This is a genomic window from Massilia sp. METH4 (assembly GCF_037094685.1).
Taxonomy (GTDB): domain Bacteria; phylum Pseudomonadota; class Gammaproteobacteria; order Burkholderiales; family Burkholderiaceae_D; genus Rugamonas.
This window is the reverse complement of sequence record NZ_CP146614.1, coordinates 1,962,502-1,989,104: the sequence shown is the minus strand read 5'-3', so window position 1 is coordinate 1,989,104 and position 26,603 is coordinate 1,962,502. Positions and strand designations below refer to the sequence as shown.

Below are 26,603 nucleotides of genomic sequence, written 5' to 3'. Positions count from 1 at the left end.
GCCCGCGCATGAACACCCCCGCCGCCGCGCCGCCCGCGCAACCGTTTTTCCCGGACGCCGGCGCGGCGGCGCCTTTTTTCCTCGGCAGCGGCGCGGCTGCGCGTTTCTGCCTGTACCACGCGCCCGTCGGTACCTGCCGCGGCGCCTGGCTTTACATCCACCCGTTTGCCGAAGAGATGAACAAGTCACGCCGCATGGCCGCGCTCCAGGCGCGCGCCATGGCGCGGGATGGCTACGCGGTGCTGCAACTGGACCTGCACGGTTGCGGCGACAGCGCCGGCGACTTCGGCGATGCGCGCTGGGAGACCTGGCAGGACGATGTCGCCCGCGGCCTTGCCTGGCTCGAACGCCGCAGCGGCCACGCCGCGGGGCTGTGGGGCTTGCGCCTCGGTTGCCTGCTGGCGCTGGACGTGGCCCAGGCCCGTGCATTGCCGGGCCTGCTGCTGTGGCAGCCCGTCACCCACGGCAGCCAGTTCCTCACGCAATTCCTGCGCCTCAAGGTGGCCAGCCAGATGCTCACGGAGGGCGAGACCGGCGGCGGCACCGCCGCGCTGAAGGAAGCCCTCACGGCTGGCCAGGCATTGGAAATTGCCGGCTACACGCTCGATTCCGCGCTTGCGCTGGCGATCGACGCGCGGGCGGCGGAGAAATTCATCGCGCCGGCATGCCCGGTGCGGTGGTTCGAGGTCGCCCCGGAAAGCGGCCGTCCGCTGTCGCCGGCCGCGGCGCGCGTCGTCGCGGCACTGGGCAAGCATGGCGCAACGGTAGCCACCCATGTCGTCGCGGGCCCCCAGTTCTGGGCGACCCAGGAAATCGAAGAGTGCCCCGCGCTGCTCGATGCCACGTTGCGGTCGCTGAGCGAAGCCTGCCATGCAGCCTGACGAACAAGCGTTGACGTTCCCCTGCGCCGGCGAGTGGCTGACGGCAATCCTCAGCCCCGCCGCTCCCGCCGCAACGCCCGCGCGGCGCGGCGTGCTGATCGTCGTCGGCGGCCCGCAATACCGCGCCGGCAGCCATCGCCAGTTCGCCCTGCTCGCCCGGGCGCTGGCCGCCCGGGGCATTCCAGCCATGCGCTTCGATTACCGCGGCATGGGCGACAGCACCGGGCCCGCGCGCAATTTCGAGGACGTCGACACCGACCTGCGTGCGGCGGTCGACCGCTTCATGTCCGCGGTGCCCGGCATGGCCGAGGTGGTCATCTGGGGCTTGTGCGACGCGGCCAGCGCCGCGCTGTTCTACGCACGCCACGACCGCCGCGTGGCCGGCCTCGTGCTGCTCAATCCGTGGGCGCGCACGCCTGCCGGCCTGGCGCGCGCCACGCTGAAGCACTATTACGTGCAGCGCCTCCTGCAACCGGCGTTGTGGAAAAAGATCGCCAGCGGCCAGTTCGAATTCGGCAAGGCCTTGCGCTCGTTGACCGGCCTCCTGGGCGCTTCGCGCGGCGACAAGCCCAGCGAGCCCAACCACCCCGCCAAGCTCCCGGAGACGCCGGCAAATACGGTGGCGGCCAAGCCGGCCATGCCCGCCGGGCCTGACCTGCACGCGCGCATGCTGGCCGGCTGGCAGGGTTTCGAAGGCCCGATTCTATTGATTACCAGTGGCGCCGACCTGACGGCGCAGGAGTTCCTCGACATGGTGAAGGCATCGCGCCAGTGGCGCAAGCTGCTCGCTGCGCCGCGCGTGCAGCGCCGCACGCTGCAGGCAGCGGATCATACGTTCTCGCGCCGCGAATGGCGCGACCAGGTCGCGGCCTGGACTGCGCAATGGGTCGGCGAGACCAGCCCGCATGGAACGGGAGCACGGGCATGAACCGGGTGTTGATGGTGGCTTATCACTATCCGCCGATGCGCGGCAGCAGCGGCATCCAGCGCACGCTGAAATTCTCGCAATACCTGCCGCAGCATGGCTGGCAACCGCTGGTGCTCTCCGCCAGCCCGCGCGCCTATGCCAACAGCGGCAACGACCAGCTGGCCGAAATTCCAAAGGAAGCGATCGTGCACCGCGCCTTCGCGCTCGACACTTCGCGCCATCTCTCCGTGCGTGGCCGCTACGTCGGCTGGATGGCGCTGCCCGACCGCTGGGTGAGCTGGTGCCTCGGTGCGATTCCGGCCGGGCTGCGCATGATCCGCAAATACAAGCCCCAGGCGATCTGGACCACCTACCCGATCGCCAGCGCGAAGCTGATCGGCCTGGCGCTGCACAAGCTGACCGGCCTGCCGTGGATCGCCGACCTGCGCGACCCGATGACGGACGTCGACTACCCGGCCGACCCGGTGATGCGCCGCTTCTACCGCTGGATCGAGGAAAAAACCGTGCGCAACTGCGCGCTGGCCGTTTGCACGACGCCGGGAGCGATCGTCACGTACACGAAGCGTTTCCCGGACATCCCCGCCAGCCGCTTCGTGGTGATCGAAAACGGCTACGACGAAGAGAACTTCGCCAATGCGGCCGCCATGCAGAAGCCGGTAACGGCGGTTGCCGGCCGCCCGTTCACCCTGATCCACAGCGGCATCATCTATCCGTCCGAGCGCGATCCGGTGCCGTTCTTCGAGGCGCTGTCGGAATTGAAGGCCGAGGGCTTTGTTACGAGCGCGCGCCTGCGCGTTGTATTGCGCGCCACCGCGCATGACGACTTCCTCGTTCCGCTGATCGCCAGATATGACATCGGCGACATCGTCAGCCTGGCGCCGCACATCGCCTACCGCGACGCGCTGGCCGAAATGCTGGGGGCGGACGGCTTGCTGGTACTGCAGGCGACAAATTGCAATCACCAGATCCCGGCCAAGCTGTACGAATACCTGCGCGCGCGCCGACCGGTGCTTGCGCTGACCGACGCCATCGGCGATACCGCGGCGGCGCTGCGCCATGCCGGCATCGACACGATCGGCCCGCTGGACGACAAGGAAGGCATCCGGGCGGCGCTGTTGCGCTTCCTCGAGCTGGCGGAAGCGGGCCGCGCGCCGCTCGCTTCCGACGAGGCGGTCGCCGCCAATTCCCGACGCGCCCGCACGGCCGAACTGGCCCGCCTGCTGCACGAGGTGACGGTGGCCGTGCCCAACGCCCAGGCGAAAGGAACGAGCAAAGCATGCTGAACATGACATCACCCCTCAAAATCGCTGCGCCGGTCGCCCTGCTGTTGCTCGCGGCGGCGGCCGGCGCGAAGCCGTACTGCGGCGAAATAACGAACGCCTTCGGTCCGTACGATTATCGCGATCCTCCCGACAATTCGCTGTACATGGTGGAACACGCCCACTACACGGAAGAAGTGGCGGCCGGCGTGAAAGGCAATACCGGCTCGATCGGCGGCGATCTCGATTACACGCTGCGGGTATTCCCCAACCATGTCAAGGCGCTGACGACGATGGCGGCGGTGGCGGCACGCAGCAAGGTCAACAAGCTGGCAGGCGCCAATTACCCCGTCGAGTGCTACTTCGAACGCGCCGTGCGCTTCAAGCCGGACGACGCTCTGGCCTGGGGGGCCTACGGCAAGTACCTGTATGGGATCGGGCAGGCGGAGCGTGCCATGCCCATGCTGCAGAAGGCCTACGACATGGCGCCGGACAACGCGTCGGTGAACTACAACCTCGGCATCGCCTATTTCCGCGCCAAGCAATACGATCTCGCCGTGAAGCACGCCAAGGCCGCGTACCAGCACGACTTCCCGCTCGACGGCCTGCGCAATATGCTGGTGGGCGCGCGCAAGTGGGATGGCAAGGTGGACCCGCTGCCGGCCAAGGAAGGGGCGGGCGACAATAAGGAAGACGCCGCACCGAAGGAACAGCCGGAGACCGCGGCACGCTGACCCGGCCGCCGCCGGTGCCCCGCGGCCCGACGGTGCGCCGTTGCCCCGCCGTTATTTCCCCCTTACTCCGCCGTTACTCCGCCGTTATCCCTTTACCGCTGGCCCGCCGCCGCGCGCCGGGCCGGCCCGGCAGGCCGGGCACTGCGGTTGCGCACACACCACGGTATGACCCAGCCGATGCAGGCCAGCACCACCTGGGTGATGTCGCCATAGCGTCCCGGCACCGACTGCTGCAACCATTCGAGCACGAACAATCCCAGCGCAAGGATTGCCACCCCCGCGATCGCGCCGGCATCCTGCCGGTGGAACGGCAGCACCTGGCGCAGCAGGCACGCCATCGCCATCGGCGGCCACAGGAACTCGAGGATGTTTTCCAGCCCGGACAGGTCGTTCATCTGGCCCTCGAAAGGAATCCAGTTGAAGGCGCTGCCGTAGGTCGCCGCCTCGCCGGGCATCATTTCGTAGACCGCCAGCCCGGCGGCGAGCAGGGCCACGCCGGATATCGCCAGCGTGCCGGACCGCAGCCCGCGCGTGCCGGCGAGCGCTGGCACCGCCAGTGCCACCGCCGCGACCAGCTCGAGCGACAGCACGCGCCCGACCACCAGAACCTTCCAGCCGCAGACCCAAGCCGCCAGCAGCAGGTAGGGCCGCAGTAATGGACGATCGGGCCGCAGCAGCGTGCGCAGCAGGATTCCCAGTCCGACCTGGTAGCACCACAGCGTGGCGAGCCTGCTCCAGTTGAACCAATAGGGCTCCGTCACCGAGCGATACAGGTAACCAAGCTTGCCGCGCAATTGGGCGATATCGAGCGAGGGCACGAGCGGGCTGGTTTGGGAGAGTACCCACAGGCCGATGACGACCAGGCCGGTGCTGGCCAGCGCGCCCGGGCGAACCCAGTCGTCGCGCAGGCGCAGCAATCTGGCGCCCGGCATGGTACGGCGGCTGAGCAGCGCCGCCAGCAGGCCACCGACGACGCTGCCGCCGAAGTTCAGCGCCACGTCCACCAGCGACGGCACGCGCGACGGCAAGTATTGCTGGACAATCTCGATCCCCAGGCTGAGCGTCGTGCCGGCCACGGCGGCCAGCAGCAGCGCCGCGGCGAACGGCAGGCGCCGGCTGCACCACGCGACGACCAGCAGGCCGAACGGCATGTAGACGAGCAGGTTCTGGATCACATCCCCCTTGTCCAGGTACGTCGGCAGGGTGTGCAGGAACGTGAACGGTGGCGCCAGCGGATCGCCCCAGGCAAACGGATACCAGCTGCCGTAGACCAGCAACGCGGCGTACAGCAGCAGCAGGAACCCCATGGCGGCCCGTCAGGCCGAAGCCACCGTGGGCCGGATCGCGTGGCGGTCCATCAGGTCGTACAGGGTGGGCCGGCTGACGCCGAGCAGTTCGGCAGCCTTCAGGATATTGCCGTCGACCCGGGCCAGCGCCTTGACGATCGCGCCGTATTCGGCTTCGTCGCGTACCTGGCGCAGGTTCAGGGGCTCGTCCTCGACGGGGCCCAGGCCAAGGCCCAGGTCTTCGGCCGTGATGGCCGGACCGTCGGCCATGATCACCGCCCGCTTGATGCAGTTTTCCATTTCACGCACATTGCCGGGCCAGTCGTGGCGGGCGATCTGCGCCAGTGCGTCGGGGGTGAAATGCAGCGCGGGGCGGCCTTCCTGGGCGCAGAAGCGGTTCTTGAAATGCTGGGCCAGCAGGACCGCGTCGCCGTTACGGTCGCGTAGCGGCGGGATCGTCAGCACGATTTCCGACAGGCGGTAATACAGGTCTTCGCGGAACTTGCCGCTGGCGGCCAGCGCCTTCAGGTTCTGGTGCGTGGCGCAGATGATCCGCACATCGACCGGGATCTCCTCGTGGCCGCCCACGCGCTCGATGACGCGTTCCTGCAGGAAGCGCAGCAGCTTGGCCTGCAGCGCCATCGGCAGGTCGCCCACTTCGTCGAGGAAGAAGGTGCCGCCGTTGGCCAGTTCGACCTTGCCCTTGGTCTGCTTGACCGCGCCCGTGAATGCGCCCTTCTCGTAGCCGAACAGCTCCGATTCGAGCAGTGTTTCGGGAATCGCCGCGCAATTGATCGCCATGAAGCGTTCCTTTGCCCGCGGCGACAGCTGATGCAATGCGCGGGCCAGCACTTCCTTGCCGGTGCCGCTCTCGCCCAGCACCATCACGGTGGCGGAACTGGGCGCCACTTTCTCGATATTGCGGCACACCTTCAGCATGCCGGGATCGCGGCTGATGACGCCGGACAGGGGCGAGTCGGCCTGGCCCTGCTGAAGCCGGCGGTGCTCCTGCTGCAAGCCATGCAGCACGAACGCCCGCTGGATCACCAGGCCCAGCAGATCGGGTTCGCACGGTTTCTGGTGAAAGTCATAGGCGCCCATCGCGATTGCCTTCACGGCATGGCCGCGATCCTGGTTGCCGGTCAGGACGATCACCTTGGTGTCCGGTGCCAGCGCCAGGATCTGTTCCAGGGTCGCGAGGCCCTCGGTGGCCCCATCCGGATCGGGCGGCAGGCCCAGGTCCATCGTCACCACGGCCGGCTCGTGGCGGCGCAACTGCGCCAATGCCGCTTCGCGGTCGCCTGCCACCACCACGTCGTAGGCGTCCAGGCTCCAGCGCAGCTGCTTCTGCAGGCCCGGATCGTCCTCGATGATCAACAGCTTCGGTTTGGTTTGCGTCACAACAGTCCTCTTGCCGGAAGCCCGGCTTCATTGCTGCTCAATTGGGTCAGCTTCAGGCGGCGGCACCGATCGCGTCGGCGCGATACAGCGGCAGGCGCACCGTGAAGGTGGTGCCTTGCCCCGGCGCGCTGCGCACGTCGAGCTGGCCGCCCAGCTCGTGAATATATTCCCGGCTTTCGAAGGCGCCGATGCCCATGCCGGCGGACTTCGTGGAATCGAACGGCTTGAACAGCCGCTCGCGCACGAATTCGTCGCTCATGCCTTGCCCCGTGTCGCCGACCTCGATCGTGATCGTGTCCCCGCTGCCGTCGACGCGTACCCATACCCGCCCGTCGCGCGGCGTGGCCTCGATCGCATTCTGTACCAGGTGCCCCAGCACCCGTTCCAGCCGCTCGGCATCGGCCAGCACCATGAGTCCGGTCCGGGCCACGTCCAGCACAGGCTTGGGCTCGAACGCCGCCTTCAGCGCCACGGCGCCCGCCAGCAGCTGGTCGACGGCAAGCGGCCGCGCCCGTTCCGGCGTGGCGGTGCGGCTGAGCTTTTGCAGCATCAGTTTCATCTTTTGCACGGAATAGCTTACCGTATCCTGCATGTCGCGCTGGAATTCCGGATTGTCGCGATGTTTTTCCGCATTGGCCGTCAACAGCGACAGCTGGGCCACCAGGTTCTTCAAGTCGTGCACCACGAATGTGGACAGGCGGTTGAACGAGTCGAACTGGCGCGCCAGCATCAACGCATTGTCGGCCTCCTGCTGAGCCACGTAACTGGCCGCCTGCGTGCCGGCCACTTTCAGCAGGTCCAGCACTTCCCAGTTCAGGGCGACCGGGCTGCGCGGCTGTTGCAGCACTACGAAGCCGAGCAGCCGGCCATGCAGCATCAGCGGCACCGCCAGCCATGCGCGGGGGAAGGTCCGCAGCCACTCGGGCAGCACCGGTTCGCCCGCGATCCGTTCGCCCAGGTCCACCACCCACTGCTTTTGTTCCATGAAGCGGCAGAACGGCGAATCGGCCGGCTCGGCCACCGCGTTCGGTGTCGTCTGCCAGTACGCCACCGGCTCGCACCTGCCATCGCGCCGGATCCAGAGCGCGCCGCCGGGACTCTCCACGAGCGCGGCCAGGGCCTGGATCGTGCGCTCGCCCAGGCCGGGCCCCGGATGCGACAGCGTGCGGGTGAAGCTCAGCCACTCCTCGCGATAGTCGTAGTTGTAGCGGTAAAAATGCTTGCTGATGAAGACCTTCAGCCAGGCCCGGAAGCTCCCGGAAAACAGGATGCCCAGCAAGAGCAGCGACGCGCCGAACAGGAACACCAGCTGCATCAGCGAGCCCCAGCTGCCGCCGACGAAACGCAGGTAATACGCGGCCGAACTCATCGCCAGCAAGTAGATCGCCGAGCCGATCAGTGCGGCGGAGTGGAACAGCATGCGGCGCGAGACGGCCAGGTGCCCGTGCCACGAAGCGCTGCGCAGCAGCGACAGCGCCAGCAGCGGCACGGTCAGGGCGTTGACGATGCCGCGCGCCGTCCATAGCTCCCGGCTCAGTTCACGGAACAGCAGCATGTCGCTGTACATGTAGAAGTCGTACGCGAAGATCCCACCCACCCCGAGGCAGGCGAACTTCATGGCCCAGCGGCTCTGCGTGCCGGCATTGCGGTACAGCTGCTCGACCAGCAGCATGCCGAGCACCGCCATGCCGACGTGGCCGATCGCCATCACGCGGAAGAGCAGGCCCGCGGGCAGCGCCGCGCCCGCGAGAATTACTGCCGCCAACAACAAGTACAGGGCCAGCGCGGCGTTCAGGACCCCGCTGCGCCGCCGCGCCCCGCCTGCCGGACGCAACTGGCCCAGCATCGCGAACAGCACCGCCGTCCAGCCCGCGTTGCGCAACAGTTCGGCCAGCTCGGCGGCGATCGGCGGTACCGCACCGTACGCCAGCCCGACCATCACCGCGCTCCACGGCACCATCGCGCCGCATGCCATGGCGATCAGACGCGTGTGCGGCCGGCCGCGCCAGCGCGTCAGCAACGGCCCGCACAGAATGGCAAACGCCAGCGCGGCGCTGGCGTAACTGAAGGATGCGGTACTGACCGGCATCGGAAACTCTCGCGTACGTTCCAGGGCCGCTCAGCGGCCTCCGCGGAACATCACGACCTTGAACGTGTCGATCAGCACCAGCACGTCGAGGAGCAGGCTGTTGTTCTTCACGTAGTACAGGTCGTACTGCAGCTTCTGCACCGCGTCATCGACCGAGTCGCCATAGCCATAGCGAACCTGGGCCCAGCCGGTGATGCCCGGCTTGATACTGTGCCGCACGTTGTAATACGGTACGCGCTCGGTCAACTGTTCGACGAAGTACGGCCGCTCGGGGCGAGGGCCGACGAAGCTCATCTCGCCTTTCAGCACGTTCAGGATCTGCGGCAGTTCGTCGATCCGCAGCTTGCGGATGATGTTGCCCACGCGCGTGATGCGCGGGTCGTTCTTCGCGGCCCACTGCGGCTTGCCGCCCTGTTCCGCGTTGGTGAACATGCTGCGGAATTTCAGCACGCGGAACACGTGGCCGTCCATGCCCACCCGCTCCTGCGAATAGAAGATCGGTGCCCGGTCCTCGATGTAGATCGCAAGCGCCGTGACCAGCATCACCGGCAGCGACACCAGCAGCAGCAACAGGCTGGCGGCAACGTCGAAGCTGCGCTTCATGAACGCGCGCACCCAGCTCTGGTCGAACCCGCCGCCGAATACCAGCCAGCTCGGCTGCACGGAATCGACGCGGATCTGGCATGTCTCGCGCTCGAAGAACGTGGTGGAATCGGTGACGCTGATGCCGTAGAGCTTGCAGTCGAGCAGTTCCTTGATCGGGAACGTTCCGCCACGCCGGTTCTGCACCGACACCACGATCTCGCTGACGCGATACTGCTGGGCCAGTTGCACGAGGGGCTTGCCCGGCTCCAGCGCCAGCAGCCGGTCGCGCGGCACGGACACATCCTCGCCGGGTACCGGCACATAGCCGGCAATGTGGTACTTGTGATAGTTACCGCTGCGGGTGACCAGTTCACCGCATTCCTTGGCCAGGTTGCCGCAGCCGACGAAGATGATGCGCGACTCGAGGATCGACAGTTCGGCCGTCTTCAGGAACACCATGCGCGCCAGCACGATGCCGGTGCCCGAAATGCAGAACACCAGCACCAGGATGCCGCGGCCGAAATACAGGTCCGGCGCCACGTAGAACACCAGCGTAAGGATGCAGAAGCCCATCGCGAACGATGGCATCAGCTGCATGAAGATCGGATTGCGCAAGCCTTCGCTGACCTTGACCTGGTACATGCCCAGTGCGCTCATCGAGAACACGATCGCGGCGGCGAAGACGCAGGCGGACATGAAGAAATGATCGAGCTTCGGCAGCACGAACTCTTCGCCGTCGAAGATGCGCAGGCCGGCACCCACATAGAAAGAACCGATGAGGATCAGGACTTCCAGGAACAACAGGCTGAACACTACCTTGGATATGTAGTGGTTGGAGATTCTCAACATTTTTACCCCCCAGGGCGTACACCTAGTTTTTATTCCCGTGCCGTCGACCGCGGCTCGTGGAACCACTTTCAGCTGGCGCTTGCCAGGTGCTGCACGTACCAATCCATCGCTTCCCTGAGACCAGCGGCGATGTCGTGCGTCGGCGCATAGCCCAGTGATTCGCGCGCCCGGGTGATATCGGCCTGCGAATGGCGCACGTCGCCGGCCCTGAAGTCCTTGTATTGCGGTTGCGCGCCCTGCAGGTGCGGGAAACGTTCCTGCAGCAATTCGCGCATCATGTGATACAGCTGGTTGAGGCTGGTGCGCTCGTTGAGCGCAACGTTGTAGACCGTGTTGGCCGCGCCCGGCGCCGTCGCCAGCGCCGCCAGCAGATTGGCCTGCACCACGTTGTCGATGAAGCAGAAGTCGCGGCTCGTTTCGCCATCGCCGTTGATGAACACGGGGCGGTTGGCGATCATCGCGGCGACCCACTGCGGGATCACGGCGGCATAGGCGCCCTGCGGGTCCTGGCGCGGGCCGAACACGTTGAAGTAGCGCAGGCCGATCGCCTCGATGCCGTAGCACCGCGCGAACACGTCGGCATACAGTTCGTTCACGTATTTCGTCACCGCATACGGTGACAGCGGCTTGCCGATGCGGTCCTCGACCTTCGGCAGGCCGGGGTGGTCGCCATAGGTGGAACTCGAGGCGGCGTAGACGAAGCGCCTGACCTTCGCATCGCGCGCCGCCACCAGCATGTTGACGAAGCCCGTCACATTGACGTCATGCGTGCGTTGCGGATCCTCGAGCGAGCGGGTGACGGAGCCCAGGGCGGCTTCATGCAGCACGAAGTCGCTGCCTTCGCAGGCACGGGCGCACGTGCCGGCATCGCGGATATCGCCTTCGACGAAGTGGAAAGCCGCCCATGCCCCCTCGCCGACGGCCGCGCGCACCTGGTCGAGATTATGCTGGTGGCCGGTGGCGAAATTGTCCAGGCCCGTCACGCGCTGGCCGAGCTTGAGCAAGGCTTCGACGAGGTTGGAACCGATGAAGCCGGCGGCACCGGTCACCAGCCAGCGGTACTGCCGGCCGCGCAGGTGTTTCGCCAGGTCGTCGAACTTGCTCACGTCGCCCATGCCTTCGCTGCCCCGACGCTTACAGGCGCCAGACGGCGTAACCCGCCTCGCGCAGGCCGGACAACGGGAACTGCGACTTCACGTCGATGAAGCAGCCACCATCGTTCAGCTTGGCTGCGAGGTCGGTCAGCGACAGCGCCAGCAGTTCCTTGTGCGATACCGCCGCCACGACGGCATCGGCGCGGGGCAGCGTTTCCCAGCTGTCCAGCTTGATGCCGTATTCGTGCATGGCTTCGCCGGCGTCGGCCACCGGGTCGTAGACGTGCACGTCCAGCCCATACGATTGCAGTTCGGCCACCACGTCGGCCACCTTCGAGTTGCGCAGGTCCGGGCAGTTTTCCTTGAAGGTCAGCCCCAGCACGTTCACCTTGGCGCCCTTCACGTGGCAGCCGGTGGCGATCATTTCCTTCACCGTTTTTTCGGCAACGAACTTCGCCATGCCGTCGTTGATGCGGCGGCCCGCCAGGATCACCTGCGGGTGATAGCCGATCATCTCGGCCTTGTGCGTCAGGTAATAGGGATCGACGCCGATGCAGTGGCCGCCCACCAGGCCCGGCCGGAACGGCAGGAAGTTCCACTTGGTGCCGGCGGCCTGCAGCACTTCGAGCGTGTCGATGCCAATCTTGTCGAAGATGATGGCCAGTTCATTCATCAGCGCGATGTTCAGGTCGCGCTGGGTATTCTCGATCACTTTCGCCGCCTCGGCCACCTTCACGCTCGAGGCGCGGTATACGCCGGCGGTGATGATCGACTCGTACAGTTGCGCGACCGCTTCGAGCGTGGCCGCGTCGTCGCCGGAGACGACCTTCAGGATGGTGGTCAGTGTGTGCTGCTTGTCGCCCGGGTTAATGCGTTCCGGCGAGAAGCCGACATGGAAATCCTCTTTCCACTTGAGGCCGGATTGCTTCTCCAGGATCGGAATGCAGACTTCCTCGGTGGCGCCGGGATACACGGTCGATTCGTAGACCACGATGGCACCGCGCTTCATGTGCTTGCCGACGCTGGTGGATGCGCCGACCAGGGGGCCGAAATCGGGATTGTGCGCAATGTCGACCGGGGTCGGCACGGCGACCACGATGTAGTCGGCCTGCGCCAGCGCCGCCGGGTCGGTGGTCACCGTCAGGTGGCGCGCCGCTTTCAGGTCATCCGTCGAGACTTCGCCGGTGGGATCGACGAATCGCTTGTAATTCTCGACCTTGGCCTCCGATAGGTCAAAACCGATAGTTGCACGCTTCTTGCCGAACTCCACTGCCAGGGGCAAACCCACATAGCCCAGTCCCACTACTGCAACGATTTGATCGTTTTCCATATCGGGTTCCGTTCGAGAATTACAATTTGTGTTTATGCCAACTATATATCAAAAAGTTAATTACGGCACTAGCAATACCAGAAATTCCGTTGGCGAACGAATTAACCCAGCAGTCGACCGCAACGATCAGCCATCCGTCCGCCGCCCGCGCAAGCGCGGAAGCCGTCCGGCCGTCATTGTCTACCAGAAATTGCAGAAAAGATACGACCTCATTTTACAACGCAACCTCGACCATGCAGCAGCGATAACGCAACCTTTAGGCACTTTGGCCGGCAATTCGATGAAACAAAGCAATGCCAGAAAGCATAACCTTATTGACAACACAAAATGTAAGGAAATTGTCGAACTCGCAGGAAAAAAGTCGAAACGTTGTGCTCGCGCATCGGCGGTTCATGCACAAAGGAAACTTATCAGCGTGACTGCCTGTCAAGCACGATGTCACCGTAACCGCAAGACAACATGTGGCTACGAGTTGCAAAAATTAAATTTAGTTTTGTTAACAGGTTTCGATTTCGCCGGTATATGATCTTTGGTGGCGGCGCATCGACGCAGCGCTCGACAGTGCTTTTGACAGGGATGACCTATGCATTACAGCATGAGAAACAAGCGGATGGCCGCGGCCCTCGCGTTGGTCTTCGCGGCCATCACCGGGTGCTCCAAGGACGAGTCGCCCGAACAGTTGATCGCCCAGGCAAAACAGTATGAGAGCAAGGGCGACAGCAAGGCGGCGATCATCCAGCTGAAGAACGCCCTGCAGGCGGCGCCCGACGATGCCGCCGCCCGCTTCGCCCTGGGGCGCCTGTACCTGAAGACCGGCGACGCCGTCTCCGCGGAGAAGGAATTGCAGCGAGCCATCAAGCTCGGCAGCAACCGGACGGAAGCGTTGCCGCTGCTGGCCAAAGCACTGCTGTTGCAGAACAAGCCGCAAGCCGTATTGGATGAGATCGCTTCCTTGCCGCCTACCGCATCGCTGCTGAGCCTGCGCGGGGACGCCTTGCTCGCGCTGCAGAAGGTGGACGACTCGCGCCAGGCGTTCGAAAGCGCGCTGAAACTGGAGCCGAACAACAGCGAGGCGCTGAGGGGGCTCGCGCGCCACGCCATGTTGAAGAACGACGCTGCCGAGGTGGTGCGTTTGGCGGACCAGGCGGTAGCGCACCATCCGGCCGATGTCGACACGCTGTTGTTCCGTGCCGATCTCGACAAGGCGATGGGGCAACTCGACGCGGCCCGGGCGGTGTACGACAAGGCCTTGAAGGTCGCGCCGGACACCGCGGCAGCCTATCTGCAAAAAGCCTACATCGACATCGGCCAGCGCAAGTACGACGATGCCCGCGCCGACCTCGCGGCATTGAAGAAGCTGGCGCCACAGAACATCCTTGCCTACCATGCGCAGGCACAGCTCGCGTTTGCGGAAGGAAAGTACAAGCAGGCACTGGACAGCGTCCAGGTCGTACTGAAGGTCGCGCCCGAGCACCTTCCCAGCCAATTGCTGGCCGGCGCAACCCACTTCGCCCTGGGCTCGCTCCCGCAGGCCGAACAGCACCTGAAAAAGTATGTCGAGTCGGATCCGCGCAATGTGCAGGCGCGCAAGATGCTAGCCTCGGTCTACCTCGGCTCCAGCCAGCCGCGCGAAGCGCTCGCGCAACTGGCGCCATTCCTCGACACCTCGACCGATCCCGCCCTGATCAACATCGGTGGCCGCGCCTACCTGAACCTGAAGCAATACGACAAGGCCACCGCGACCTATCGTCGTGCCATCGAGCTGCAGCCCACGCACGCCCAGTCCCATATCGGCCTGGGCCTGGCCAGGATGAGCATGGGGGATGCCGACGGCGCAGTGGCCGCCATGCGCAAGGGTGTGGAACTGAGCCCGCCGACGGCGATCGATGCCGGCATCGTGCTGGCCACCACGCACCTGCGCCTGAAGCAGAATGACGCGGCCGTGGCGGTGCTCGACCAGATGCTCAAGCGTGCGCCGGACAACGCCGTGCTGCTCAATCTCGCCGGCGGTGCACAGTTGGGCAAGGGCGACCGCGCGGCGGCCCGCGCGGCATTCCAGAAATCGCTGCAGGCGCAGCCCTCGTTCTTCACCGCCGCGGATAACCTGGCGCGGATGGAGCTGGCGGACAAGAAACTGGAACCGGCGCGCCAGCACTACCAGGCCTTCCTCGACAAGAATCCCGGCAGTGCGCAGGCAATGCTCGCCCTGGCCGACATCGCGATCATCGACAAGAAGCCGGCGGACGCGATCAAGTGGCTCGAACAGGCCCATGCGGCAAGCCCGAAAGTGGCGGGACCGGGCCTTCGGCTGACACAGCAATACCTGGCCGCCGGCGAAAAGCGCAAGGCCCTGGCACTAATCTCCGCGATGCAGGTTGAAAGCCCGGACGATCCGCAGTTGCTCGACATGCTCGGCCGCGTCCAGGCGGCAAACGACAACAAGGCGGCGGCGCTGGAAGCCTACGGGCGCCTCGCGGCCCTGCAACCGCGCACGACGGGCATGACCGCCCGCCTGGCGGCTGCCTACGAGGAACTGGGCGAGCGCGGCCTGGCGGCCGAGATCCTGCGCAAGGCGAGCGCCGAGCGCCCGGACGATGTCTCGCTGGTCCTGGCCCGCGCCGCCGTGGAAACCCGCCGCGGCAATTACGACCAGGCGGTCATGTTCGCCCGTGATGCGCAGGGACGCATGCCCAACCGCATCCCCGCACTGATCGTGGAGGCGGAAATCCGCGAAGCCCAGCGCAAGCCCGAGCTCGCCATCCCGGTCTATCAGCGCGCCCTGGACCTGGACAAGAAGTCTTCCCCCCTGCGGCTCAAGCTGGCCAATGCATACGTGCACGCGGGTGATCCCGAAGAAGCGTTGAAGCTGGTCCAGCGCTGGCGCGCGGAAAGTCCGAAGGACAGGGCGATCGCCGTGTACCTCGGCGAACGGTACTTCGCACACAAGAAGTACCAGGCCGCGATCGACACCTTCACGGGCTTGCTGAAGGAAGTGCCGGACAATGGCATAATCCTCAACAATCTGGCGCTGGCCTACGCGGCCGTGAACGACCCGCGCGCCGTGGAAACGGCGGAGCGGGCCCTGAAGGCACTGCCGCAAAGCGGCGCCGTGATGGATACGCTCGGCTGGATGCTGGTCGAGCAAGGCAACCTCGGCCGGGGCTTGCCCCTGTTGAAACAGGCCATCGCCGCCGAGCCCAACGCGGCCGACATCCGCTATCACCTGGCGGCCGCGCTTGCAAAGAACAACGACAAGGCATCGGCCCGCAAGGAACTGGAAACCCTGCTGTCCCGCAAGGACGATGTGGCGCAGGCCGAGCAGGCGCGCGCCCTGCTGAAACAGCTGTGATCCGCGGCCGGCTGCCGGCGGTCGCGCTCAGGGACTGTAGCGGCCGGGCGCAATGACGCCGTTCGGGTCGAGCGCCCGCTTGATGGCGCCCACCACCTGCCAGTACGGATCGGCCGGGTCGACCACGTCCTTCATCATGTCGGCGCGGGCACGATAAACCTCGAGCCGGTTGGCGCGCAGATGCGCATGCAGCGCATCGGCCTTCGCCCGCGCGGCGGCGGCCTCGGCGGGATTGCTCCGGTCGAACAATAGATTGATGACGGCCACCAGGGACGTGGCCGTTTCGATATTGATCGTCATGTACAGCTCGAATGGCCGTGCCACGTCTTCGAGTTCGCGCACGATTCTCGCGACGAGCCCGCCATCCATCGGCAACGCGGGGTTGATGAAGATCAGTCCGCAGTTCGTCCGGTCCAGCTGCGTGGCCGGCAGGTCGCTGTGGCCAAACCGCCACAACAGGTTGTCGATCGCGGCATCGGTGGGCTGGCCGAGGGCCAGCACGTGCAGGGGCCGGATCGCGGCAATGGCCGCGGCGTTGGCCCGCGCACCGCGCAGGAAGCGCAGCGCATGCATGACCCGGTAGCCGCCCGCCAGCTTTTCTTCCGTCAGTACCCGCACGGTCGCGATCGCGCCGACGCGGGCGCGCACCTCGGCCAGATTCGCGCGCACCTGCGCCTCCGAGCCGGTGATGGCACCCAGGCTCGTCCATTCGCCTTTCGCGATCAGCGCCAGGGCTTGCCTTGCTTCCTCCGCGGCCGCCTCGGGCGTGCGCCCGCATTGTTCTTCGAGATAGGTGGAAATGCCGTACATCAGCGATGCATAGCTGCGCTGGCGATTGGCGATGTGCGTGACCGACTCCATCACCCCTTCCCGCTTCAGCTCGGCGAGCCGGTCGATGAACTGGCCCAGCTGCGCGCCATCGCGCAATCCCAGCGAGACGGCCACGGCCTTGGGCCGCTTGGGCACCAGGCGGAAGCAGGCGCTCGTCACGATGCCGCAGTTTCCCTGGAAAAACAGACCATCGAGGATGGGGCCCAGGCCATAAGGATGGCTGTGCGCCAGTGGCGACGCTTCGCCGAGCCGGCGAAAACCGGTCTGTATCAGTTCGCCGCTGCCGGTGACGACCTCCAAGCCGAACAAGTCTTCCTTGCGCGGGCCGAAATAGCCGACGCCACGGTCCAGCGCATTGCCGATGATGCTGGTTTCCCTGGCCGAGCCCGTAACGTTGAAGGACAGGTCCGGGTGGTGACGCTGCAGCCACGCATGCAGGGCCTGCTGGGTCACGCCCGGCTCGATCACGGCGACCGGATGGCTGCGCGAAATCTCGGCGGCATTGCGGATCGACGTCATCCTGCCCAGGTCGAGCTGGATATCGGTCGCCCGGGCGGGCGACGCCCCGCCGTAGCCGAAGTTGAGCCCCGTCGAGACCGGGTTGATCGTCCAGCCGGCGCGGTTGGCGAGCCGCACGATGCGTTGCACCTGCGCGGTGGTGCGCGGTCGCAACACCCGTCCGCCCGCTTGGGCCAGCCCGGTCACATTTGTTGTATCGGCGGTCTGTCTTGGCATGGCACGTACAAAGGAAAAAGCCCGGGCATGCCCGGGCTTGTCGAGGGAAAGCCCCGGTAATTATTGCAGACGTTTGCGGCGGACGGTCACACCCATGGCCAGCAGGCCCAGGCCGACCAGCAGCAGCGATTCCGGTTCCGGCACGGCGTTCAGCTGGATGGCCGAGTTGGATGCCTGCGAGATGACCAGGCTGTAGGTATTGCCACCGATAACGGTGAACGCGTCGGAGGTGATCGTACCTTCGAAGTCGTGGACGGCGTTCTGGGAGGCGTTTTCGGCCAGCAGACCGCGGTTCAGTTCGTCCGGCGTCCATTGCAGCAAGGTCGTGCCGGTGGTCGTGTTGCGCAGGGTCAGGCTGAAGGTGATGCCGGCCGAGGCCAGGGTATCGTAGCCCGCCGGCAGCAGCGGGTCGACGAACACGCGCACGAAGGCGTCGTAGTCCAGTGCAAAGGCCAGGCTGGCCGTCGCGCCGGCGGTGAAGTTGGTCACGACCGACACGCCGTTCAAAATCGTCGCGTTCGCGCCGCCGATGGCATCGGCAAAGTCCGCCGACGTATCGCCGCGGGTCAAGCCGCTCGCGCCGCCCACCAGTGCATTGCCCTGGATGTTCATGTCGCCCAGCGCGTAGTTGCCCTGGTTCGTCAGGAAGTTGGTCCCGGCATTGTTCTCGGCGCCGCCCGGATAGATGGTATTGATGTTCCCGCACGACGGGCCGGCGCAACGATAGGCAACGTCCACCGCAGCAGGGGTACCATCGGTACGGATGTCCGTGATACTGCCCGCACCGGCACCGGTGCCGACGACACCGTTGTAGTTCGAATCGGCGGTACCGGTCCGCGAGTCACTCGTGATCTGGATCGAGGGCGCGATCGGGCTTGGGTTGCCGGTCACCGGATCAACCACCAGCAACTGGGAAATGGACAGGTCGGCCATGCCCGCCACGCCTGCGAAGGCTGGGGTGACGCCGGCGACGGTCAGGGCGACTGCGGCGAGCAGCGTTTTAATCTTCATGATATCTCCTGGAAATAAGCGGTTGGTCTTGCCTGGACGATAATAAGCATGGACCGTGCCAGTTTCTGATAGTGAAGAAAATCAACCACTTACAGCCAAGGCTTGTCTTGGCGCAAATTGACTGTAAAGTTTTCCGACAGAGCGACCAAGGCCTGAATTGAGAGGAAGTGATCTGGACTAAGCAAGCCGCAAAAAGCAGCATACCCACGCTCGGGGTCCGGCGCGTGCGGAAGAAAGTGCGGAAATCCGGCGACAGATCCAAGGACGTCGCCTTGTGATGTATAGCTGGTCACCGCCGATGGACATACTGACGGCCAATAGGGGAACGGTCGATGAGCAGTCGATGAGCAGTCGATGAGCAGTCGATGAGCAGTCGATGAGCAGTCGATGAGCAGTTGAAGAACTGCGGGGGGACAAGCAATGCAGGTGGTGCGGCTGGCTGGGATCGAACCAGCGACCCTTGGCTTCGGAGGCCAATACTCTATCCACTGAGCTACAGCCGCACGGAGAACCGAAGGATACCGGCTTTCGCGCCCGGCGTCTATCCGAAAGCACAAGTATTTTGCTCTCGGGGATCGAGCCGCTTTCCCGGAATGGCCGAATGCGCCGCATGTTCCCGCACGGCCGGGTTTGTTTCCCGACCCATCATTTAAGGACTATAATCGGCCAGTTTCTCGGCGAGAAGTCTGCCATACCCAAGTACCCTGATGTTGACAACATTAACGCTGGCCCACCAGCCTCTTGTACTAAGGAAATCATGAGCGACGCACACCACGAGCATCAATCCTTCATCCGGACCCCGAAGCAACTCGCTGCAGCGGTCATCGCATTCTTCGTCGTCACCATTTTCGGCATCATCCTGCTGGTCCAGTTCGTCACTCAGCAAAAACTCGCCGGCGCCGGTTCCGACGCCATGTCGCCGGAAGCCATCGCCGCCCGCCTGAAGCCGGTCGCCGACGAAGGCTTTACCTTCAAGGATGCCAACGCGCCGAAGGTGCTGCAGACCGCCGAGGCCGTGTACACGTCCACTTGCCAGGCCTGCCATGGCGCCGGGATCGCCGGTGCGCCGAAGACGGGCGATGCCGGCCAGTGGGCCGCGCGCATCGCGCAGGGCTACGACACGGTCGTGAAGCACGCCATCGAAGGCTTGCGGGCCATGCCGGCCAAGGGCGGCAATCCCGAGCTCGACGATGTGGAAGTCGCACGCGCCGTCGTGTACATGGCCAACCAGTCCGGCGCCAAGTTCAAGGAACCGGAAGCACCGGCGGCAGCCGCGGCACCGGCAGGCGCCGCACCCGCAGCCGATGCGCCGGCCGCCGCAGAAGCGGCGCAACCGCCGAAGGGTTGATCGGCGACGCGCACGCAGCACCAAACGAAAAGGCCGCCCAACCGGGCGGCCTTTTCGTTCATGCGACCACCTTACCAGATGATCACGCGCTCCTTCGGCGGCAGGTACATCTTGTCGCCCTGCTTCACCTTGAAGGCCTCGTAGAAGCCCGGCTGGTTGCGCATGGTGCCGTTGGCGCGGAACTGGCCCGGGGCGTGCGGGTCGGTCTTGATCTGCACGATCTGCGCCGGTTCGCGCATCTTCATGCGCCACACCTGCGCCCAGCCCATGTAGAAGCGCTGGTCGCCCGTCAGGCCGTCGATCACCGGTGCCTTCTTGCCCTTCAGCGACAGCTTGTAGGCCTTGTAGGCCACGGCCAGGCCGGAGTTGTCGCCGATGTTCTCGCCGAGCGTCAGCTCGCCGTTCACGTTATAGCCGGGCAGCGGGCTGTAGGCGCCGTATTGCGCCACCAGCTGGCTCGTCTTGGCCTTGAAGTTCTTGTGGTCGGCCGGGCTCCACCAGTCGCGCAGGTTGCCGTCGCCATCGTACTGGGCGCCCTGGTCGTCGAAGCCGTGGCTGATCTCGTGGCCGATCACGCCGCCGATCGCGCCGTAGTTCACGGCATCGTCGGCTTTCGGATCGAAGAACGGCGGCTGCAGTATCGAGGCCGGGAACACGATCTCGTTCATTTCCGGGTTGTAGTAGGCGTTCACCGTCTGCGGCGTCATCAGCCACTCGTCGCGGTCGATCGGCTTGCCCAGCTTGTTCAACTCCTTGTTGTAGTTGAACTCGTTCCCGCGCATCACGTTACCCAGCAGGTCGTCGCGCTTCACCGTCAGCGCGGAGTAATCGCGCCACTTGTTCGGGTAGCCGATCTTGGTCGTGAACTTGGCCAGCTTGGCCTGCGCTTCCTTCTTGGTCGCCGGCGTCATCCAGTCCAGCGTATTGATGCTCTGCTTGAACGCCGTCAGGAGGTTCTTCACCAGCACTTCCATGCGTGCCTTGTATTCGGCCGGGAAATGCTGCTGCACGTAGACCTTGCCGATCGCCTCGCCCAACGCGGCTTCGGTGGAACTCACGGCGCGCTTCCAGCGCGGCCGGTTCTCGGTCGCGCCGGACAGCGTGGTGCCGTAGAAGGCGAAGTTCTCGTCGACGAAGGCCTTCGACAGGTAGGGCGCCGCGTCATGCACGAGCTGCCACTGCGCATACGCTTTGACCGTCTCCAGCGGGGTGTTCGCCAGCACCTTGTCCAGCGCCTGCAGGTAGGTCGGCTGGCTGACGATCACATACGAAACCTTGCCCTGCACGCCGGTCGCTGCCAGGTAGGCCTGCCAGTCGAAGCCCGGCATCAGTTCGCCGACCTTGGCGATGTCGTACTTGTTGTACGCCTTCACCGGGTCGCGCAATTCCACCTTGCTCCACTGGATATTGGCGATCTCGGTCTCGAAGGCCACGATGGCCTTGGCATTGGCGGCGGCATTCGCATCGCCGGCCAGGGTCAGCATCTTCGCCACGTGGACTTCGTACTTGGCCAGCGCATCGGCCAGCTTGGCATCGTCCTTCTTCAGGTAATAATCGCGGTCGGGCAAACCCAGGCCATCCTGGAAGAAGTCGACCACGTACTTGGTCGAATCCTTGTTGTCCTGGTGGATCGTCAGGTTGATCGGCGCCGTTACGCCGAAGCGGTTGAAGTGCGCGAACAGTTGCGGCAGCGCCTTCTTGTCTGCAATGGCGGCAATCTTGCTCAACTCGCCCTTGATCGGCGTGGCGCCCAGTTGCTCGACGCGGGCTTCATCCATGAAGCTGGCGTAAAAGTCGCCGATGCGCTGCTGGTCGGCATCCTTGGCGCCGGCCGCGGCATCCTCGATGATCTTGCGCAGCTGCGGCTGGGTATCCTCGTGCAGCTTGTGGAACGAGCCCCAGCTCGCTTTGTCGGCCGGGATCTCGGTGGTGGCCAGCCACTTGCCGTTGGTATGGACGAAGAAATCGTCCTGGGCGCGCACGGATGGGTCGATGTATTCGATGGCGATGCCCGATGCCGCCTTGCCGGCCGGGGCCTGGTCGGCCGCGTTTGCGAAGCCGCACACGCCGGCCAGGAGGCTCAGCGTCAATGCACTTAACAGGTGTCGTTTCAAGGTATTTCCCTCTTGTAGAAGACGATGTATTGTCCGGACGGATGCCGGTCGATCGACAATACCATACCGGTTTGCCATGAATGCAAAAAGACCACGGGCATGTGGTCTTTTTGCGGAGTACAGCGTGGACTTACCGGATGCTCATTACCAGATGCTCGTTACCAGATGATCACACGCTCTTCCGGCTTCAGATACAGCTTGTCGCCTTCCTTCACGCCGAACGCCTCGTAGAAGCCAGGCTGGTTGACCACGGTGCCGTTGGCCCGGAAGCGGCCCGGCGAATGCGGGTCGGTCTTCACCTGCACGATCTGCTGCGCCTCGCGCATCTTCGAACGCCAGACCTGGCCGAAGCCCATGTAGAAGCGCTGCTCGCCGGTCAGGCCGTCGATCACCGGCGCGCTCTGGCCGTTCAGCGACAGCTTGTAGGCCTTGTAGGCGATCGCCAGGCCCGAGTTGTCGGCGATATTCTCGCCCAGGGTCAGCTTGCCGTTCACGTTGTAGCCGGGCAGCGGGCTGTAGCCATCGTACTGCGCCACCAGCCGGTCGGTCTTGGCCTTGAAGTTGGCGCGGTCCTGGTCGGTCCACCAGTTGCGCAGGTTGCCGTCGCCGTCGGACTGGCTGCCCGAATCGTCGAAGCCGTGGCTGATCTCGTGGCCGATCACGGCGCCGATTGCGCCGTAGTTCACCGCGTCGTCGGCCTTCGCATCGAAGAACGGCGGTTGCAGGATCGCGGCCGGGAACACGATCTCGTTCGTCGTGGAGCGGTAGTAGGCGTTCACCGTCTGCGGCGTCATGCCCCATTCGGTGCGGTCGATCGGCTGGCCCAGCTTGGCGATATTGCGGTCGTAGTCGAATTCGGCGGCGCGGCGCAGGTTGCCCACCAGGTCGCCCTTCACGGTCTTGAATTTCGCGTAGTCGCGCCACTTGTCCGGGTAACCGATCTTCGGGGTGAACTTGGCCAGCTTGGCTTGCGCTTCTTTCTTGGTCTCCGGGCCCATCCAGTCCAGCGTGTCGATGCTCTGCCGGTATGCCACCAGCAGGTTTGCGACGAGCTTTTCCATCCTTTCCTTGCGCTCCGGCGGGAAGTACTGCGCCACGTACAGCTTGCCCAGCCCTTCGCCGATCGCGCCCTCGACCACGCCCACGCCCCGCTTCCAGCGCGGCGGCTGTTCCGTCACGCCCGTCAGCACCGTGCCGTAGAAGGCGAAGTGCGCGTCCGCGAACGGCTTCGACAGGTATGGCGACGCGTCGCGCAGCAGTTGCCAGGTGAAGTACGACTTCCAGGTGGCCAGGTCGGTATCGTTCAGCGTCTTGGCAAAGCCTTGCAGGTAGCTGGGCTGCATGACGATGACGTAATTGGGAAACTGAGCGGGAGACTGAGCCGTCCTGGTGCCGATGCCGCCGGCGGCGAGCGTGCCCTGCCAGTCGTAGCCGGGTGCGAGCGCGGCCAGCTGGTCGATCGGCACCTTGTTGTGGCGCTTCACGGGATCGCGGTTTTCCACCTTGGTCCACTGCGCCTGCGCCAGCGCCGTTTCCAGCGCCACGATGTGCTTTGCCTGGGCCGCGGCATCCTTGTGTCCAGCCAAGGCCAGCACCTTCGCGATGTGCAGCTCGTACTTGGCGAGCGCGTCGGCCAGCTTGGCGTCGTCCTTCTTCAGGTAGTAGTCGCGGTCCGGCAGGCCCAGGCCGCTTTGCGCCACGTAGACGGCGTAGCGCGACGATTCCCGGGCATCCTGCGAGACGCGCACGGCGTACGGCGTCACCACGCCGAGGCGGTTCAGGTGCGCGACCAGCGCGGGAATGGCGGCCTTGTCCTTCACGGCGGCGATGCGCGCCAGCTCAGCCTGCAGCGGCTTGATCCCCAGCGCATCGAGCTTTTTCTCGTCCATGTAGCTGGCATACAGGTCGGCGATCTTCCGCTCGTCGCCCTGCAAGCCCTTCTGCTTCGCCAGGTCTTCGATGATGCCGCGCAGCTGAGGCAGCGTGTCGTCGCGCAGCTTCATGAACGAGCCCCAGCTCGCCTTGTCGGCCGGGATCTCGGCCGTCTTCAGCCAGCCGCCATTGAGGTGTTCGAAGAAATCGTCTTGCACGCGCACGCCATGGTCGATGTACTGTGTGTCGATGCCGGAGGATGGCACGGCGGTGGCGGCGATGGCCGCGCCGCCGCACAGGGCGAGGATGAGGGTGGAAAGGAGGTGTCGTTTCACGTGGCCGCTTTCGGAAAAGGGAGCGATCCTTCGTGGGGGCCGGTCCCGGGTTGACTCTTGGATTCGGGCCACGCGCGGTGTCGCGTGACCTCATCCGTTAGCGTACACGAGGTTGCCGGCCGGCGCACTCTCGTAGCCGCCGAAGGTCAGCGGCCGATGCTGATCCCGCCGCCTGCACCACCACCCATGCCGCCGGGGCCGCCGCGGTGTCCCCCACCGCCGCCCTCGCCGCGCGGGGGCCCGCCATTGCCGCCGCCCGGCCCTTCCGGCTTGCGCTGCAACTGCTCGGCGAGGAACACGGCCACCGCGCGGCGCTGCGTCTCGTCGAGCGCGTCGTTCACCGTCAGCCACCATTCGCGCAACTGCTTTTCCTCGGCTTGCTGGAGGGCGTTCTCCGCATCGAGCGCGCCCGCCAGGTCGCGCAATTCGACGTCCTTGCCTTGCAGAACCTGCAAGGTGCCGGCCTGCATCCTCTCGGTGCGCGACTGCCGCTCGCGCAACAGCGTGCGCGTCTTGCCTTCGGTCTGCTGCCACAAGGTCTGCTGGTTCGCATTAAGCTTCAGCGACTCCTTCAGCGCGGGCGCCATCATCAGCAGGTCCTGCGCACGCATCTCCATCATCGGCAGCGCGCTTGCCGTGCCCGTCACCAGCAGCGCGGCGGCCAGCGCGGCCGCGCCCTTCTTCCACATATTCATGAATGCTCCGTGCAAAAAAAAGCCTGCGCTTGGAGGCGCAGGCCAAAACCACTTCAGGGTAGAGAGAAATACGGGCCCAGTGTAGGTCGCGATTTCATGGCTTTCCGGCATTCTTACAATTGGTAACTCACATTAACGCGGCCGTACAAGTCCTCGGCGGGCACGACGTTGGCGGCGCGATAACGGTTCCGGCAAGCCGGGCTGAAAATCCCGCAAACGATGCGCGCCCCGCCGTACCCGCCGCCACATTCCGCGGAAATCGGGTTTATACTGGACCGGCAGCCGTCGAGTGACCGCTGCGTGTCAGGAAGGGCGATCACATGGGTAAGAAACTGAAGAGCGCCGGCCTCGTCGGCGTTGGCGTGGTGGCCGGCATTGCCGTCTCGCTGCAATTTTCGGCGATGGCGCAGCGCGCCGCGGAGCCTGCCCTGCCGCTGGAAGAGTTGCGCCAGCTGGCCGACGTGTATGGCCTGATCAAGTCCGATTATGTCGAACAGGTCGAGGACAAGAAGCTGCTCACCGAAGCCATCTCGGGCATGGTCGCCTCGCTCGATCCGCACTCGGCCTACCTCGACAAGAAAGCCTATGCCGAGTTACGCGAAGGCTCGCAAGGCCGCTTCGTGGGCCTGGGCATCGAGATCGCCCAGAGCGATGAAGGCTATATCCGTATCGTGGCCCCCATCGAAGACTCGCCCGCCTACCGCGCCGGCATCAAGGCCGGCGACCTCATCACGCGCCTCGATTCGATGCCGCTGAAGGGTCTGTCGCTGGACGAATCGGTGAAGAAGATGCGCGGCGAACCGCACAGCAAGGTCACGCTGACGGTGCTGCGCGAGGACGAGCCGCAGCCGCTCACGTTCAGCCTCGTGCGCGAGGAAATCTTGCAGAAGAGCGTGAAGGGCAAGATCGTCGAGCCCGGCTATGCATGGCTGCGCGTGGCCCAGTTCCAGGAACCCACGGTCGATGACCTGGCCGCCAAGATCACCGAGCTGTACCGGCAAGAACCGAACCTGAAGGGCATGGTGCTCGACCTGCGCAACGATCCCGGTGGCGTGCTGCAGGGGGCGATCGGCGTGGCCGCGGCCTTCCTCCCGAAGGATACGCCGGTGGTGTCCACCAACGGCCAGCTGCCGGACTCGAAACAGATTTACTATGCCCGCGCCGAGTACTACTCGCTGCGCAGCGACAGCGACCCGCTGGCGCGCCTGCCCGAAGCGGTCCGGCGCGTGCCGCTGGCCGTGCTGGTCAATACCGGGTCTGCCTCCGCCTCGGAGATCGTGGCCGGCGCGCTGCAGGATTACAAGCGCGCCACGATCATCGGCACGCAAACCTTCGGCAAGGGTTCGGTGCAGACGATCCGCCAGCTGACGGCCGACACTGCGCTCAAGCTGACCACGGCGCGCTACTACACGCCGCACGGCCGCGCGATCCAGGCCAAGGGCATCGTGCCCGACCTGCTGGTGAACGAATACCCCGATGGCGACGGGCTGAACGCGCTGCGCATGCGCGAAGCCGACCTGACGCGCCACCTGGCCAACGATCGCGAGGAAGAAGCCGCGAAGGAGCGCCGCGACGAGCTGGAGGAACAGGCGCGCATCCTGGCGCTGGAGAAAAAGCGCAAGCCGCTCGAGTACGGCGGCACGGGGGACTTCCAGCTGGCCCAGGCGCTGAACCACCTGAAAGGCTTGCCGGTGCAGACGGCCAAGCCGGAATCGGCAATCGTGCAGGCGGCCGCGAAGTGACCGCGGCCATGTGCCGGCACCGCAACGACGTCCACGGGCGTCGTTTTTTTGCGTCAATTTTCGATGCGGTTTTCCATGTTATTTCTCAGGTAGAATCTGCGCCTCAGCGGCGCTTGCGCCCTTAACGAATTCGAA

Annotated in this window: 19 protein-coding genes and 1 tRNA gene; 8 read left to right on the top strand and 12 right to left on the bottom strand. The window is 65.1% G+C overall.

The features are described from left to right. Nucleotides 1-8 precede the first annotated feature (8 nt). From V6Z91_RS08905 to V6Z91_RS08890, 4 genes are read left to right on the top strand one after another with little or no spacing between them, the layout of a single operon-like run. A complete protein-coding gene (locus tag V6Z91_RS08905; RefSeq protein WP_338769343.1) occupies nucleotides 9-881 on the top strand; it encodes a hydrolase 2, exosortase A system-associated in 873 nt (290 codons plus the stop codon). After that, nucleotides 871-1,809: a hydrolase 1, exosortase A system-associated gene (locus V6Z91_RS08900; protein ID WP_338769341.1), complete on the top strand. Its 939-nt coding sequence runs from the start codon at nucleotides 871-873 to the stop codon at nucleotides 1,807-1,809. Before V6Z91_RS08905 ends, V6Z91_RS08900 begins: the two co-directional genes overlap by 11 nt. Continuing rightward, on the top strand, nucleotides 1,806-3,092 hold the full coding sequence (locus V6Z91_RS08895; RefSeq protein ID WP_338769338.1) for a glycosyltransferase: 1,287 nt from the start codon (nucleotides 1,806-1,808) through the stop codon (nucleotides 3,090-3,092). The genes V6Z91_RS08900 and V6Z91_RS08895 overlap by 4 nt, the downstream gene beginning before the upstream one ends. 2 nt (nucleotides 3,093-3,094) lie before the next feature. Beyond that, nucleotides 3,095-3,802 (top strand): tetratricopeptide repeat protein, encoded by a 708-nt coding sequence (locus tag V6Z91_RS08890; RefSeq protein ID WP_338769336.1) that lies wholly within the window; start codon nucleotides 3,095-3,097, stop codon nucleotides 3,800-3,802. Nucleotides 3,803-3,894: 92 nt separating this feature from the next. On the opposite strand, the gene V6Z91_RS08885 is transcribed toward V6Z91_RS08890, so the two are convergent. From V6Z91_RS08885 to V6Z91_RS08860, 6 genes are all read right to left on the bottom strand, one after another. After that, on the bottom strand, nucleotides 3,895-5,109 hold the full coding sequence (locus V6Z91_RS08885) for a VanZ family protein (RefSeq protein ID WP_338769334.1): 1,215 nt from the start codon (nucleotides 5,107-5,109) through the stop codon (nucleotides 3,895-3,897). Nucleotides 5,110-5,118: 9 nt separating this feature from the next. Beyond that, nucleotides 5,119-6,489, bottom strand: a complete 1,371-nt coding sequence (prsR, locus tag V6Z91_RS08880) for a PEP-CTERM-box response regulator transcription factor (RefSeq protein WP_338769331.1) — start codon at nucleotides 6,487-6,489, stop codon at nucleotides 5,119-5,121. Between the two features lie 52 nt (nucleotides 6,490-6,541). Then, nucleotides 6,542-8,578, bottom strand: a complete 2,037-nt coding sequence (gene prsK / locus V6Z91_RS08875; RefSeq protein ID WP_338769329.1) for an XrtA/PEP-CTERM system histidine kinase PrsK — start codon at nucleotides 8,576-8,578, stop codon at nucleotides 6,542-6,544. A 30-nt stretch (nucleotides 8,579-8,608) separates the two neighbouring features. Then, nucleotides 8,609-10,012, bottom strand: a complete 1,404-nt coding sequence (locus V6Z91_RS08870) for a TIGR03013 family XrtA/PEP-CTERM system glycosyltransferase (RefSeq protein WP_338769327.1) — start codon at nucleotides 10,010-10,012, stop codon at nucleotides 8,609-8,611. Between the two features lie 68 nt (nucleotides 10,013-10,080). Beyond that, nucleotides 10,081-11,127: an SDR family oxidoreductase gene (locus V6Z91_RS08865; protein WP_338769325.1), complete on the bottom strand. Its 1,047-nt coding sequence runs from the start codon at nucleotides 11,125-11,127 to the stop codon at nucleotides 10,081-10,083. A 19-nt stretch (nucleotides 11,128-11,146) separates the two neighbouring features. Then, nucleotides 11,147-12,436, bottom strand: a complete 1,290-nt coding sequence (locus V6Z91_RS08860; protein WP_338769323.1) for a nucleotide sugar dehydrogenase — start codon at nucleotides 12,434-12,436, stop codon at nucleotides 11,147-11,149. 28 nt (nucleotides 12,437-12,464) lie between these two features. Between V6Z91_RS08860 and V6Z91_RS08855 the strand changes: the two genes are divergently transcribed. Both V6Z91_RS08855 and prsT read left to right on the top strand, forming a co-directional pair. Beyond that, a complete protein-coding gene (locus tag V6Z91_RS08855; RefSeq protein WP_338769321.1) occupies nucleotides 12,465-12,962 on the top strand; it encodes a hypothetical protein in 498 nt (165 codons plus the stop codon). A 69-nt stretch (nucleotides 12,963-13,031) separates the two neighbouring features. Then, the gene (prsT, locus tag V6Z91_RS08850; protein WP_338769319.1) at nucleotides 13,032-15,785 is read left to right on the top strand and encodes an XrtA/PEP-CTERM system TPR-repeat protein PrsT; all 2,754 of its coding nucleotides are present in this window, start codon (nucleotides 13,032-13,034) and stop codon (nucleotides 15,783-15,785) included. 27 nt (nucleotides 15,786-15,812) lie between these two features. Here prsT and V6Z91_RS08845 read toward each other — a convergent pair whose 3' ends face one another. From V6Z91_RS08845 to V6Z91_RS08835, 3 genes are all read right to left on the bottom strand, one after another. Continuing rightward, nucleotides 15,813-17,288, bottom strand: coding sequence for an FAD-binding oxidoreductase (locus tag V6Z91_RS08845; RefSeq protein ID WP_338769317.1), 1,476 nt, complete (start codon nucleotides 17,286-17,288; stop codon nucleotides 15,813-15,815). A gap of 123 nt (nucleotides 17,289-17,411) precedes the next feature. After that, nucleotides 17,412-18,362, bottom strand: a complete 951-nt coding sequence (locus V6Z91_RS08840; protein ID WP_338769313.1) for an EDSAP-1 family PEP-CTERM protein — start codon at nucleotides 18,360-18,362, stop codon at nucleotides 17,412-17,414. A gap of 427 nt (nucleotides 18,363-18,789) precedes the next feature. Then, nucleotides 18,790-18,865, bottom strand: a tRNA-Arg gene (locus tag V6Z91_RS08835). Nucleotides 18,866-19,119: 254 nt separating this feature from the next. Here V6Z91_RS08835 and V6Z91_RS08830 point away from each other — a divergent pair. Then, a complete protein-coding gene (locus V6Z91_RS08830; RefSeq protein ID WP_338769310.1) occupies nucleotides 19,120-19,710 on the top strand; it encodes a c-type cytochrome in 591 nt (196 codons plus the stop codon). 71 nt (nucleotides 19,711-19,781) lie between these two features. Here V6Z91_RS08830 and V6Z91_RS08825 read toward each other — a convergent pair whose 3' ends face one another. From V6Z91_RS08825 to V6Z91_RS08815, 3 genes are all read right to left on the bottom strand, one after another. Next, nucleotides 19,782-21,824, bottom strand: coding sequence for a M13-type metalloendopeptidase (locus V6Z91_RS08825; protein WP_338769308.1), 2,043 nt, complete (start codon nucleotides 21,822-21,824; stop codon nucleotides 19,782-19,784). Nucleotides 21,825-21,982: 158 nt separating this feature from the next. Continuing rightward, the gene (locus V6Z91_RS08820) at nucleotides 21,983-24,004 is read right to left on the bottom strand and encodes a M13-type metalloendopeptidase (protein ID WP_338771777.1); all 2,022 of its coding nucleotides are present in this window, start codon (nucleotides 24,002-24,004) and stop codon (nucleotides 21,983-21,985) included. Nucleotides 24,005-24,177: 173 nt separating this feature from the next. Beyond that, nucleotides 24,178-24,726 carry a hypothetical protein gene (locus tag V6Z91_RS08815; RefSeq protein WP_338769305.1) on the bottom strand — a complete coding sequence of 183 codons (549 nt, stop codon included), beginning with the start codon at nucleotides 24,724-24,726 and terminating at the stop codon, nucleotides 24,178-24,180. 320 nt (nucleotides 24,727-25,046) lie between these two features. On the opposite strand from V6Z91_RS08815, the gene V6Z91_RS08810 reads away from it, so the two are divergent. Further along, nucleotides 25,047-26,468, top strand: a complete 1,422-nt coding sequence (locus tag V6Z91_RS08810; protein WP_338769304.1) for a S41 family peptidase — start codon at nucleotides 25,047-25,049, stop codon at nucleotides 26,466-26,468. The last annotated feature ends 135 nt before the right edge of the window (nucleotides 26,469-26,603 follow it).

Bases quoted from the DNA above. Each gene is read 5' to 3' on its own strand.
- V6Z91_RS08810 (WP_338769304.1), top strand. From the start codon at position 25,047: ATGGGTAAGAAACTGAAGAGCGCCGGCCTCGTCGGCGTTGGCGTGGTG.
- V6Z91_RS08865 (WP_338769325.1), bottom strand. From the start codon at position 11,127: ATGGGCGACGTGAGCAAGTTCGACGACCTGGCGAAACACCTGCGCGGC.
- prsK (WP_338769329.1), bottom strand. From the start codon at position 8,578: ATGCCGGTCAGTACCGCATCCTTCAGTTACGCCAGCGCCGCGCTGGCG.
- V6Z91_RS08870 (WP_338769327.1), bottom strand. From the start codon at position 10,012: ATGTTGAGAATCTCCAACCACTACATATCCAAGGTAGTGTTCAGCCTG.
- V6Z91_RS08895 (WP_338769338.1), top strand. From the start codon at position 1,806: ATGAACCGGGTGTTGATGGTGGCTTATCACTATCCGCCGATGCGCGGC.
- V6Z91_RS08860 (WP_338769323.1), bottom strand. From the start codon at position 12,436: ATGGAAAACGATCAAATCGTTGCAGTAGTGGGACTGGGCTATGTGGGT.
- V6Z91_RS08890 (WP_338769336.1), top strand. From the start codon at position 3,095: ATGACATCACCCCTCAAAATCGCTGCGCCGGTCGCCCTGCTGTTGCTC.
- prsT (WP_338769319.1), top strand. From the start codon at position 13,032: ATGAGAAACAAGCGGATGGCCGCGGCCCTCGCGTTGGTCTTCGCGGCC.
- V6Z91_RS08905 (WP_338769343.1), top strand. From the start codon at position 9: ATGAACACCCCCGCCGCCGCGCCGCCCGCGCAACCGTTTTTCCCGGAC.
- V6Z91_RS08885 (WP_338769334.1), bottom strand. From the start codon at position 5,109: ATGGGGTTCCTGCTGCTGCTGTACGCCGCGTTGCTGGTCTACGGCAGC.
- V6Z91_RS08830 (WP_338769310.1), top strand. From the start codon at position 19,120: ATGAGCGACGCACACCACGAGCATCAATCCTTCATCCGGACCCCGAAG.
- V6Z91_RS08900 (WP_338769341.1), top strand. From the start codon at position 871: ATGCAGCCTGACGAACAAGCGTTGACGTTCCCCTGCGCCGGCGAGTGG.
- V6Z91_RS08815 (WP_338769305.1), bottom strand. From the start codon at position 24,726: ATGAATATGTGGAAGAAGGGCGCGGCCGCGCTGGCCGCCGCGCTGCTG.
- V6Z91_RS08840 (WP_338769313.1), bottom strand. From the start codon at position 18,362: ATGAAGATTAAAACGCTGCTCGCCGCAGTCGCCCTGACCGTCGCCGGC.